Below are 12,509 nucleotides of genomic sequence, written 5' to 3'. Positions count from 1 at the left end.
CTTTGACAAAGTTGATTAGATACAGAATCCGTTCAGCAATGAGCGGATTTTTTTATGGAATTTGGATTTTAAAATTAAAGGGCACTAATTTGGGCGTTGCCTTCGGCCGGGCTATCCGCTATATCTTTTTATTTTTAAAGAAAAAATAAAAAGGATACCGCTCCTATCCCTAACGCATTCAGGAAGCGATAAATTTAGTTTTCAAAAGCAGAAATCAGGAGAATCTCAAACCTTTGTCCCTCAAATAAAAAATCCGCTTCTAAAAAGATAGAAGCGGAAAAATAAACTAAAAAAAATTCTAAAAATAAAAAATGGGATCAGGACTAAAATAAGTCCGGATTATATCCAAAATAAGGCACGGTTTGTTCATTAAAAATAACGCCGTATTCCTCTAATTCCTTTAATATAGGTTCATAAACTTCTTTTTTTATTGGAAGCTGAACGCCTGGTGTTGTAATTTTTTCATTTAAAATCAGCAAAGTTGCTATAGCAACCGGAAGGCCAACTGTTTTTGCCATTGCGGTATAAGTCTGATCGTCGCCAATGCAGACCATTTTTGAGTCAATTTGCTTTTTCTCACCATTTAGTTCGTAACCAAATTTATGATACATCACAATCATATCTTTGTCGTCTGGTTCCAGAGCCCAGCTGTCGGTTAAGATTTTTTCTAAAATTTGAGCCGGTGTAGCATTTGGCAGGTTAACTTTTTTGTTGGGGTTAAATAAATCCAGTTCTAAAAGTTTGTCCCACATAATGTCATCCTGATCGATTTTAAGGATAAAACGAGTTTTAATTTCAACAGAATCAGTTGGATGATAAGGAAGAAACGAATTCATAAATTGACGATAACTCATATTTTCAGAATCTTCGATAATATAACTGTCATCTGTCATTCCAAGCTGAACAAACATATTCCAGGCTTTCGAAAAACCAACTCTTCGAATTGTTCCGCGGTATAAAGTCAGGACATCGTCAAGACCATAAACAGATCTGTATTTTAGCGAATCGCGGTTTGAATACGCCTCAAACTTTCCGTAACCTTCGACTTCAAGAAATTCTGTACGACGAAATAAAGCGCTGTACGGAATATATTTATAAGTACCTTCCTGAATAAATTTTGCTGCACCGCCTTGTCCGGCCAAAACCACATTTCTGGGAGCCCAGGTAAATTTATAATTCCATAAATTATTGTCAGATTCCGGAGCAACTAAACCGCCGCAAAACGATTCAAACAAAATCATATTGCCTCCTTTTGACCTGATTTCGTCAATAACTTTCATGGCACTCATGTGGTCGATTCCGGGATCAAGACCAATTTCGTTCATAAAAATTAAGTTATTCTTTTTGGCTTCTTCATCAAGTGCCTGCATAGCATCACTTATATAAGATGCCGTTACAAGATGTTTTTTAAAGTAAATACAATCTTTGGCAACTTCAATATGCAGATGTGCAGGAAGCATCGATATTACGATTGAAGCTTTTTCTATGGCAGCCCGTCTGTCTTCAGTATTAAAAATATCTAAAGCAATTGGAGTTGCATTAGGGTGTTTTTGTGTTTTTTTCTCGGCCAGAGCCAAAGATAAATCGGCAACAACCAGATGCAGGTTTTCGGTTTCTGATTTTGCAAGTAAATAACGAATCAGCGAAGATGCTGATCTGCCTGCTCCAATTATTAAAACACTTCTCATAATCTTAATATTTAACACAAACATATTAAAATGTTATAAATATAACAAATATAATTTCAAAAATGACATTTATTTAATTTGTAAATCAAGAAAAAAAGCCGATATTATAGAAGAAATATTTTCGAAAACTAAAATGAAATTGAATGGGATGAAGTATTTTTGTACCCAAATTAAAAGTTTAGAAAATATGAAAAGAAGAATTGTTTTAACTGGAACCTTTATAGGAATGTTAGCTATTATTTTTGGTGCTTTTGGAGCGCACTTACTAAAAAAATATCTGACTGTCGAAGAGTTAAATACTTTTGAAGTGGGTGTTCGTTACCAAATGTACCACGCGCTCTTTTTACTTTTTCTTTCTACACGAAAAGATATCGCTGAAAAAACTGTCAAAGTAATCTATAATTTAGTTGTTGCCGGTGTTGTTCTGTTTAGCGGATCTATTTATTTGTTAGCTGCAAAAAGTCTTACAGTTTTTGATTCTAAAATTATCGTATTCGCAACACCTTTGGGTGGTTTCTTATTAATTATTGGCTGGGCGCTATTATTTCTTACTATTTTAAGGAAAAAATCATAAAATCCAGAAAAAAAAATTCTGTGTAAAAATTAATCTTTAATTTTGTCTCATAATTAACATATAACGTTACTTATGTGAATTTTTATTGCTTTTTATCTGCTTTGATAAAAAATATAACAATTTGCAAACTTGGGCTTTACGTTTAAGAATTAGTAAAATTATATTTTGTTGCACCAAAAAATAACATACAACACAACATTAAATTTATGGACAATAACACACTTTTCGCGCAATCGATTTCGTTAAAAGAATTAGGAATAGAAAATGCAACGGTTCGTTACCAGTTATCAGCAGATGAACTGCATGCGATAACTGTGCAGTCAGGACAAGGTGTTGAGGCCTCTACAGGTGCTTTGGCGATTAATACAGGTGAATTTACAGGACGTTCTCCACAAGATCGTTTTATTGTAAAAGACAGCATTACAGAAGATAAAGTATGGTGGGGAAATGTGAACATTCCTTTTTCATCAGAAGCTTTTGAGAAATTATATAACAAGGTAACAAAGTTTTTATCAGACAAAGAAGTATTTGTGCGTGATTCCTATGTTTGTTCAGATCCAAATTACAGACTAAACGTTCGCGTTGTTACAGAAACAGCATGGTCAAATTTGTTTTGCTACAATATGTTCCTGAGACCAGAAGAGTCTGAACTGGCAAACTTTACACCAGAATGGACAGTAGTGTGCGCTCCAAGTTTTATGGCAGATCCTGCTGTAGACGGAACACGCCAGTCTAATTTTGCTATTTTGGATTTTACTAAAAAAATCGCTTTAATTGGAGGAACGGGTTATACTGGAGAAATGAAAAAAGGGATTTTCTCTGCTTTAAATTTTATTTTACCGGTTTTTGAAAATACATTGCCAATGCACTGCAGTGCTAATGTTGGTAAAAATGGCGACACAGCTATTTTCTTTGGACTTTCGGGAACAGGAAAAACAACCTTATCTGCAGATCCGGAACGTAAATTAATTGGAGATGATGAACACGGATGGACAAGCGAAAATACCGTTTTTAATTTTGAAGGTGGATGTTATGCTAAAGTAATCAACCTAACAGAAGAAAATGAACCGGATATTTTTAGAGCAATCAAAAAAGGTGCGCTTTTAGAAAATGTGGTTTTTAAACCGGGAACTAAAGAAGTGGATTATGATGATGTTTCGATTACTCAAAATACACGCGTAAGTTACCCAATAACACATATTGATAATATTCAGCCGGATTCTATTGGTCATAATCCAAAAAATATATTTTTCCTTACAGCAGATTCATTCGGAATTCTGCCTCCAATTTCAAGATTAACGCCTGGTCAGGCTGCTTATCACTTTATTTCCGGATATACGGCAAAAGTAGCCGGAACAGAAGCAGGAGTAACAGAACCACAGCCCAATTTTTCTGCTTGTTTTGGAGCGCCTTTTATGCCTTTACATCCAACAAAATACGCTGAAATGTTAAGCAAAAAAATGAAAGATGCTGATGTAAAAGTCTGGTTAATCAACACAGGATGGACAGGCGGTGCATACGGAACAGGAAGCCGTATGAAACTAAAATATACCCGCGCGATGATTACAGCTGCATTAAACGGAGAATTGGATAATGTAGAATACCAAAATCACGCAGTATTTGGAATTGCTAAACCACAATCTTGTCCAAACGTTCCAGAAGAAATTTTAAATCCAAGAAATACTTGGGAAGACAAAGATTTATACGATAAAAAAGCGCTGGAATTAGCTCAGAAATTCAAAGCTAATTTTGCCAAATTTGAAGAATTTGCGAATGCTGAAATTTTAGCAGGCGCACCGATTACAGAATAAAAGGAATTTATTAATTCAAATAAAAAAGCTGTTCAGTTTTGAACAGCTTTTTTTGGTTTCCAATCGCAGAAAAAAAATAAACACTAACACGAATACTGCGACTGAAAACGCTTTAAAAATTATTTTTTAGCTTCGTCGATACGTTTTTGGATTAAATCCCAGGCATAATAATGGAACGTCATTCCGTTGCTCATGGCAACAAAAAGTCCATTTTTGTAAGCTCCGCCTAAATTAAGGCTTGTTACATCGGCACCGTCGCATTCAATTGTAGAAGTTGGAACTTCTGCTAATAATGGATGTTTGTTTGGATTTCCACCTGAACCTTCTCTCGGGTAAACCATAAAAGAATTGGCTTGCTGGTTTGAAACTAAAATATATCCCGTAGAATCTGTTTTTTTGTAAATCGCGATTCCTTCATGATCTGCCTTAAAATCTTTTTGACCAAAGAATGCCAGTTCTTTATTGTCATTTAGCGCAGGATCTGCTTTATATTTTCTAATTCCGGCTTGCTCATCACAATAGTAAACAAATCCTAATTCGTTATCAACTGCAATGGCTTCGATTTCTTTTTTGCCACTATAGGTTCCAAATTTGCGAACCACTTTTGCAGCTGCAAATTTTCCATTTCCCAAAAGTTCATACTGCCATAAGTAATTTCCCGAAGGGCCTGTTTTTCTTCCCACAACAGCAAAAATTTTCTTATCGCCCGGACGTGTGTACAAAGCAACTCCCATAGGGTCTCTTTCTGCATCTCCTTCAAAAACAGGAATTCCGCCATTGTCAATAGGTTCTAAATCCGGCAGGCTGAAGATTCTTATTTTGTTGCTTTCACGTTCTGTTGTAACGGCGATATCTACTTTTTTTCCATCAATAATTAATCCGTAAGCGATATCTACATTATTTGGTCTTTTTAACGGAATGGATTTTTTGATGATTTTCCCGTTCAAATCAAAAGCGTACAATCCACCATTTGTATCTTTATCTGTTCCGACAATAATACTTTTTGAAGCATCTGACGGGTGAATCCAAATGGACGGATCGTCTGTATCATGAGGTAAAGCTTCTGTAACAGCAGTTGGTTTTACGGCATTTGGCGAAACAGCTGCTAATTTATCGTCTTTACAAGCTGTGAATGAAAGGCTTAAAAGTAAAAAAACAAGTATTGATTTATTTTTCATTCTGGTATTTTTATTTAAATGAATTAGACAGAACCGCTAAGTCCTGTCTAATTTAATAGTTTTTACAATTGATTTTACAAGTCTAATTTCAATCCGAAATTATAACGGGGCTGATAATATTCAACTTGTTTTGTATGGGCAGAAACGCCTTGGTAGTAGCGTAACGGCTGATTTGTTAAGTTATTGGCTTCAGCAAAAAAGCGAAGTTTTGGCGTAATTTTATAAGCAGCATTTGCATCTAAGAAAAACTGCTTGTCGTAATAACTGTCTTTGTACGATTCTGAACCTAATTCGTCTAAATAATCAGATGTAAAGTTGGTTGAGATTCTGGCAGAAAAACGCTTGTTTTCCCAGGATAAAGATCCATTAAACATATGCGGAGTTGTTCCCGGAAGGCTGATATCGTTTCTTTCGTTTCCGTCTTCATCGGCAATTCCTTTTGCTTTAGATTTTGTATAAGTATAGTTTAAATAAACAGCAAAACCTTTTAAAAATTGACCCGGAAGAAAATCTAACTGACGCTGAAATGCAACTTCAAAACCGTAAACATCAACGGTGTCGCCATTTCTCGATTGTAAAAATGACCAGTTTTCGCCAACCGGAATCGGGTTTACCTGATTTGGAAAATCATTTGCAAACTTCACACTGTTGTATTGATTATCACTGTAATTGTAAATGAAATCATTTAATCTTTTGTAAAAAACACCTCCGGAAATTAAACCAACAGATTTGAAATAATTCTCTGCCATGAAATCATAATTATAGGAGTATGTCGCGTCAAGATCAGGATTTCCGGCTGTAATTTCTTTATCAGCAGCAATGTTGTTTACATAAGGAGCCAGCGCGTAATAGTTAGGTCTTGCTAAAGCTGTTGTTGCGGCAGCTCTTAAAACTAAATCTTTTGTAGCATTATACTGAAAAGAAATGCTTGGCAGTAAATTAGTATAAGAGTTTGTGTTGTTGATTTTACTTTCTAATTCTTCTTCATCCAAAACGCGGTTTCCTGTATAATCAATATGAGTGTTTTCCATACGGAAACCTAAAACCATAGAAAGTTTGTCATTAAAATCCTGGTCCCATCTTACATACGCTGCATAGATTCTTTCTTTGGCATTGTAATTTACAGCCAGATATTCTGAAGGATCTGCTTCTTTATCAAACAATGCGGCATTGTTTAAATCTAAACTTCCCAGGAAAGCTGCCGAAGCAAAAGCTCCCGGAACATATTTGCTTCCAGGATTAAAGTTTTTTCCATCATAATAACTGTTTGGAACTTCAGATAATAATTCCATTCCGTCATTAACAGGCTCATAAGAATAGAACATATTGTTTCTCTCTTTTTCTTTCAGACGAAGTCTTAAACCCGTTCTAAGTCTTCCTTTTTCTCCAGCAATTACAGAGAAAGGAAAACGGATATTTACTTTTGCACCAAATTCGCTTTCACTTGTTTCATCTGTGTTTTCGGTAACAGAATCAAATTTAAATTCATCTGTTGCTTCTCCAACAGTTGTCATTAAAGGAAACCGGGTGTCAGATAAATCTTCAAACATTTCTAAACCTTTCTGACGGTATTCAATATAACGTTCACCCGGACGGTATTCTCTGGCTTTTGCATAGTTTGCAGACCAGTCTAAATCTAAAGTAGAATTGATTAAATGTTCTCCACGAAGTGAATAATTCTGCACTCTTTGGTCTTCCAGTCTTCTGTTTTTGTTTCGGTTATTGTCTAAACCGCCTTTTGTCTGACGCTTAACCCTGCCTTCAAAACCAGTAATTTCTTCTCCGTTATAAATAGGTTCGATGTCATCGTAAGTGGTTCTGAAACGATTTTCCCTATCATCTCTCCAATTGTAAATGGCATTGGCAAAAATGGTGTTGTTGTCATCAAATTTATAATCTAAAGCAACAGATCCGCTTCGGCGAATACGCTGTACATCGTATTTTCTAATTTCTGAAGCTTGTAAATATTCATTTCCAAAATCATCTTTTACCCATTCGTTTTCGATATTATCAGATCCGTAATCTACATTATTGTAAGAACCGCTGAAAACGGCTCCTAATTTATTATCAAAAAAGCGATTTCCATATACAAAACCAGCCGTATAACTTGCGTGTTCACGAATTGGTAAATAACCTCCTGCAAGCGTTGCAGAAATTCTTTCGCCATTTGGAGTTGCTCTTGTAATTAAGTTTACAGAACCTCCAATTGCATCAGCATCCATATCAGATGTCAGCGTTTTGTTTACTTCAATTGTCGAAATCATATCAGACGGAATCAAGTCCATTTGTACATTTCTGTTGTCTCCTTCTGCAGATGGAATCCTGTCACCATTAAGAGTAACCGAGTTTAAAGACGGAGCAAGACCTCTAATAATAATATTACGGGCTTCACCCTGATCGTTTTGCATGGTAATGCCGGGTACACGTTTTAAAGCGTCTCCAACATTGGCATCCGGAAAACGACCCATTTGATCTGATGAAATTACGTTTCCGATATTTTTATTGTTTTTTTGCTGATTCAGTGCTTTTGCCTGCCCTTTTAAGATGTCTCCAACGATAACTTCACTAAGTTCAGTTCCGGAAGTTTTAAGTGCAAAATCTACTACATTATTTTTTCCCTGCTCTACAGTAATTTCATGCGTTATAGAAGTATATCCAATATATTTTACTTCAACTTTATAAGTTCCGGCGTTTATATTTAATAATTCAAATCGTCCGTTGTAGTCAGAAACTGTGTATTTGTTTTCTCCAACAATCTGAACCATAGCTCCCGGCAGAGGAAGTTTGTCATCTGCATCAAGCACTTTTCCTGAGATTATGGCTTTTTGCGCATAACCGGAAAGGGCTAAAAACAGTAACATTAATACTAAATAGAATTTTTTCATTTTAAGTTTAGTTTGATTTCTGCGAAACTATAATCTTTATATTATTAAAACTCTTGTAAAAAATTAACATAGTGTTATGATTGGCTGGGCTTTTCCGGATTTCATTAAACTTTAACTAACATTCAGGCTTCAAATAATTGATTTACAAGTAAAAACAATTGAATATTTCACTGTAATTAAAAATTTGGCGCTAAATTTGCCGTATCAATCACAATCAAAAATCATCAATCATGTTAAAACAATTTTTTATCCTTTGTTCCGGTGCCGACCGCGATTTATTAGAAGGATGTTCAGAAGGTGAGCAAACCAAATATGTTGGTATTGGCGCTACCGTGTTTTTTACTGCTGTAATGGCATTTTTAGCCAGCGCTTATGCTCTTTTTACTGTTTTCGATTCCATCTACCCGGCTTTAATTTTTGGATTTGTATGGAGTTTGCTTATTTTTAATTTAGATCGTTTTATCGTTTCTACAATTAAAAAGAGAGATCGTTTTATGGATGAGTTCCTACAGGCGACTCCGCGTATTATGCTGGCTATTATTATTGCAATTGTAATTTCGAAACCATTGGAAATTAAAATTTTCGAAAAGGAAATCAATACTGTTTTATTGAAAGAGAAAAACGAAATGGAATTAGCCAATAAAAAACAAATTGGAACTTATTTCAAAACAGATTTAGATAAAAACAAAGCAGAAATCGCGGCCTTAAAAGCAGATATTTTAAAGAAAGAAAAAGAAGTAAACGCTTTATATTCTACTTATATAACAGAAGCGGAAGGAACTGCCGGAACTAAAAAGCTTGGAAAAGGTCCTGTTTATAAAGAAAAACGAGAAAAACACGACGCTGCTCTTAAAGAATATGAAACTTTAAAAGCAACAAACGAAGCTAAAATTGCCGAGAAAGAAAAAGCAGGTAAACAGCTTCAGGCTGATTTAGATAAAAAAGTTTCGCAGACACAGCCTATTATTGAAGGTTTCGACGGATTAATGGCGCGTATTAATGCATTGAATAAATTGCCGTGGCTTCCGTCATTTTTTATAATGCTGTTGTTTTTAGCCATTGAAACTTCGCCAATTATTGCCAAATTACTGGCTCCAAAAGGGGAGTTTGACTTTAAACAGGAAGAAGCCGAAACAGCGATGAAAGCGACTTTGGAACAAAATAAATACCAGCGCGAATTACTGAAAAAGACAAGTGCAGAAATGCACGACAGAGTTTATGCTGATATTTCAGAAGATAAAAGTCTTTACGATTTACAACGCAAAAATGCCAAAGAATTACTGGAGATGCAATCGAACAGCTTTTTAGATAAGCAGAAGGCTACGTTATAAGTAGAAAGTTATAAAGTCGAAAGTCAAAAGTCGAAGTAGGGATTTAAAAATATAAAGCCAGAAATAGATTCTATTTCTGGCTTTATTTATTTTAGACAAAGTCAAAAAGATTAAGGCTTTTGACTTTCGACTTTATGACTAATTACATATAGCTCAATATTTCTTTTTTGTAAGCATCATATTCTCCCTGCATGATTAAACCATTATCAAGGAGTTTTTTGTAATTCTGCAATTTATCAAAAAGTTCTTCTTTAGATAATTCGCTTAATTTACGATCTCCGGTCGGAGCCTGAGCCTGAATTGGTTCAATTGTTTCATAAACCGGGGCAGCGGGTAAAATTTCTGCAAAACTGGTTACTTCTTCCGTTTCTACTTCTTCGATTTCGTCTTCAATTTCTGGTACTGCTTCTTCTACAGTTTCCTGAACCGGAGCTGCAGTCTGAACAGGATTTTTTAATAAATCCAATTGCTCTTTAGCATAAGTGTAAATTTTTCTGGCCTGAATTTTTGGAATATAATCAATAGAAACTGCTAAATCTGTTTTTGTTCCAAATGAAAATTCAGAACCTAAAATATTTTCTTTTACAAAAGTACTCGCAATATCATCCCAGGTATAATCTGTAAAATCCATGGAAAGACCTAAATTTTTAGGTTTACAGATAATAATACGTTTGTTTGTTAAAACAATGCTGTCAGGAAAAACAGTAATAGCAGGCTTTTTTTGCACTGCAATATATCCAACTTCTTCGCCTTTCATTAATAAGTCTGAAAGTTTTGAAGTGATTTTTTCAATCGCTTTTGGATCTTGTTCTTCGTTCAAAAATTTTTTAAATTGTTCTTTCATGGTGTTATAAGTTGCTAATTTACACAGTAACTAAGTTGCTGAGTTTTTTTCTTACGATGCAAATGTAATGCCTAATTTTTTAATTGCTCCGCCTGTTTGGTAAAAATTTTACCTCTGGTCAATAATTTCATTCTGAATTTTCTTTGTCAAACTTTTGAAAACCAATTCATATGAATGATCAATAAGTTCTTTGACAAATTTAAGCGGAAGATTTCCATTTAAAGCTACGGTATTCCAATGTATTTTACTCATATGATAACCGGGTTGTATCTCGTCATACTCCGCTCTGAGCTCTTGTGCGCGATCTGGATCGCATTTTAAATTAACCGACTGCTCGTTCTTTTCCCATTGTGAAAGAGAAGAAAGGGCAAACATTTTTCCGCCAACTTTAAACACCAAAGTATCTTCATCAAAAGGAAAATGCTCGCTGACCCCTTTTTTAGAAAGACAATATTCGTAAAATGTTTCTAAATTCATGATTGTTTATTTACCAATTTCACCTAAATGTGTGTATTTAAATCCTTTTTCATATTTTAGTCCGTAACCGAAAATCCGGTCCATTGCCGAATGTGAAAATAAAATAATTCCGGCTAACTGAATGACTTCACTACTTAAATAATATCCTAAAGCATAAATTAAAAGTGCAATTCCTTTGTGATGAAATAAGTTGTAAAAAAATGCACCGGCTTTATTTCCAAAAAGATAGCCCAGCATGGACAAATCCGGAGCTAAAATTAAAACCAAAAACCACCACCAGTCAAAATGCAGGCGGTTGAATAAAAAGATTCCGAGAATAAATAAAGCTGTTTCTTCTAGTTTAATAATTGTGTTCATCATACTATTTTTTCCATCATTTTTTCTGGATGGCTGAGTTTTGTAAATCCAAATTTTTCATATAAAAAGTGAGCATCAGTTGTGGCCAATCGCCATATTTTTACTTTTTGGAGCTGAGGTTCATTCATCATTTTTTCAATTAAAATTGACGAATATCCTTTTCCGCGATGTTTTTCATCAATAAAAACGTCCATTAAATAGGCAAAGACCACATAATCAGTAATGACACGTGCAAAACCAATTTGTCTATCATCTAAATAAATTCCAAAACAAACTGAAGCATCAATTGTAGCCTGTACTTCTTCAATAGTTCGTCCGGCAGCCCAATAAATGTCTTTCAAAAAGTTTTGTATAAACGGAACGTCGAGTCTAGTTTTATCTGTTGAAACAGTTATCATTTTATTTGTTTTTTTGCCGCGAATTACACGAATTTTGGTAATTTCTTTTTTATTTTTCTTTTTGCCACAGATTAAAAAGATTTGGCAAAGCCCAAAATAAATTAGCGAAATTCGTGTAATTCGTGGCAAACATTAAATTTTATATAAAATTGGTTTTGATGGCGAAGCATCATTTTCAAACGAAGCGATTTGAAGATTTAGCATATAATTTCCATCTTCAATTTCATCCGGAACATAAATCATTTCGGTAATTGTGGCATTTAATCTTGCATCAGGATTTAAATGAAAAATATCTTTTACATTCCAAAATGCTTTATGAGCCAATAATTTTCCTTCGTCGTGTTCTTTGTCAACGCTTGGTAAATCTATTAATAAATGCTGAATTTCGCTTTCGCGGATAAAAACCGAAGCTTCTTCTGATAAATATGGCGGATTTGTATTGGAATATTTTCTTGATTTTTTGTCTTTTAAATTCGGAATTGTTCTAATAATTAAAGCTTCCGTTTTCATGTGGAGCGAAGTCGAATTATTTGTTCCATTGAGAAAAGTAGAAATGTGTTCTTTCGTAATAACAAAATCTTCTCCAATTTTTTCAGGCTCAATTGTAATCAGTTTTGCCAAAAAGAAAAATTGTTTCAGTGATTGATTAATGCTGTAAAAATCATTCGTAATATGGCCCAGACATTCCGTGTGCGTTCCATGCCCATGCGGATTGAAAAATATATTATTAAAATTCGTAGATGATTTTCCTTCAGAAACTTTTCCAATCCAGTCGCCAAAAACTACGGGCTCAATAACAGGTTTTTCGATGTACCAGGCTATTGGGTTTTCATCGGTATTTGTTAATGGAATAGAAATATCAATGGGTTTTGATAAGTCAATTTCGAAGTTGTGGATTTTTGCTAACACAATATTTGGGTTTTATACCGTAAGACGTTAAGTCACAAAGTTTAAAATAATTTGTGC

The 12,509-nt window shown here is 34.5% G+C and carries 11 protein-coding genes; 3 read left to right on the top strand and 8 right to left on the bottom strand.

Going from position 1 to position 12,509, the window contains the following annotated elements; all coding sequences use genetic code 11:
* Window positions 1-323 precede the first annotated feature (323 nt).
* The gene (locus ASE21_RS05190; RefSeq protein ID WP_057122335.1) at window positions 324-1,688 is read right to left on the bottom strand and encodes a saccharopine dehydrogenase family protein; all 1,365 of its coding nucleotides are present in this window, start codon (window positions 1,686-1,688) and stop codon (window positions 324-326) included.
* Window positions 1,689-1,875: 187 nt separating this feature from the next.
* Between ASE21_RS05190 and ASE21_RS05185 the strand changes: the two genes are divergently transcribed.
* Entirely contained in the window at window positions 1,876-2,262 is a 387-nt protein-coding gene (locus ASE21_RS05185) for a DUF423 domain-containing protein (RefSeq protein ID WP_057121511.1), read from the top strand.
* 206 nt (window positions 2,263-2,468) lie between these two features.
* Window positions 2,469-4,073, top strand: a complete 1,605-nt coding sequence (gene pckA / locus ASE21_RS05180) for a phosphoenolpyruvate carboxykinase (ATP) (RefSeq protein WP_057121510.1) — start codon at window positions 2,469-2,471, stop codon at window positions 4,071-4,073.
* A gap of 119 nt (window positions 4,074-4,192) precedes the next feature.
* Here the strand turns inward: pckA and ASE21_RS05175 are convergent, their stop codons facing one another.
* Both ASE21_RS05175 and ASE21_RS05170 read right to left on the bottom strand, forming a co-directional pair.
* A complete protein-coding gene (locus tag ASE21_RS05175; RefSeq protein ID WP_057121509.1) occupies window positions 4,193-5,251 on the bottom strand; it encodes a phytase in 1,059 nt (352 codons plus the stop codon).
* 74 nt (window positions 5,252-5,325) lie between these two features.
* Window positions 5,326-8,136 carry a TonB-dependent receptor gene (locus ASE21_RS05170; RefSeq protein WP_057121508.1) on the bottom strand — a complete coding sequence of 937 codons (2,811 nt, stop codon included), beginning with the start codon at window positions 8,134-8,136 and terminating at the stop codon, window positions 5,326-5,328.
* A gap of 230 nt (window positions 8,137-8,366) precedes the next feature.
* Here ASE21_RS05170 and ASE21_RS05165 point away from each other — a divergent pair, with 230 nt between their 5' ends.
* Window positions 8,367-9,467: a DUF4407 domain-containing protein gene (locus tag ASE21_RS05165; RefSeq protein ID WP_057121507.1), complete on the top strand. Its 1,101-nt coding sequence runs from the start codon at window positions 8,367-8,369 to the stop codon at window positions 9,465-9,467.
* A 142-nt stretch (window positions 9,468-9,609) separates the two neighbouring features.
* On the opposite strand, the gene ASE21_RS05160 is transcribed toward ASE21_RS05165, so the two are convergent.
* The 5 genes from ASE21_RS05160 to ASE21_RS05140 form a co-directional block, all read right to left on the bottom strand.
* Window positions 9,610-10,311 carry a PH domain-containing protein gene (locus ASE21_RS05160; protein ID WP_057121506.1) on the bottom strand — a complete coding sequence of 234 codons (702 nt, stop codon included), beginning with the start codon at window positions 10,309-10,311 and terminating at the stop codon, window positions 9,610-9,612.
* A gap of 108 nt (window positions 10,312-10,419) precedes the next feature.
* Entirely contained in the window at window positions 10,420-10,788 is a 369-nt protein-coding gene (locus ASE21_RS05155) for an MmcQ/YjbR family DNA-binding protein (RefSeq protein ID WP_057121505.1), read from the bottom strand.
* Window positions 10,789-10,794: 6 nt separating this feature from the next.
* Entirely contained in the window at window positions 10,795-11,145 is a 351-nt protein-coding gene (locus ASE21_RS05150) for a DUF4260 domain-containing protein (RefSeq protein WP_057121504.1), read from the bottom strand.
* Window positions 11,145-11,543: a GNAT family N-acetyltransferase gene (locus ASE21_RS05145; protein ID WP_057122334.1), complete on the bottom strand. Its 399-nt coding sequence runs from the start codon at window positions 11,541-11,543 to the stop codon at window positions 11,145-11,147. Before ASE21_RS05145 ends, ASE21_RS05150 begins: the two co-directional genes overlap by 1 nt.
* A gap of 132 nt (window positions 11,544-11,675) precedes the next feature.
* Window positions 11,676-12,452 carry a cyclase family protein gene (locus tag ASE21_RS05140; RefSeq protein ID WP_057121503.1) on the bottom strand — a complete coding sequence of 259 codons (777 nt, stop codon included), beginning with the start codon at window positions 12,450-12,452 and terminating at the stop codon, window positions 11,676-11,678.
* Between the last annotated feature and the right edge of the window lie 57 nt (window positions 12,453-12,509).

The organism is Flavobacterium sp. Root901 (genome assembly GCF_001429765.1).
GTDB lineage: Bacteria > Bacteroidota > Bacteroidia > Flavobacteriales > Flavobacteriaceae > Flavobacterium.
Note: the sequence above shows the minus strand (reverse complement) of the source record. Positions and strands in the feature narration are given on the sequence as shown.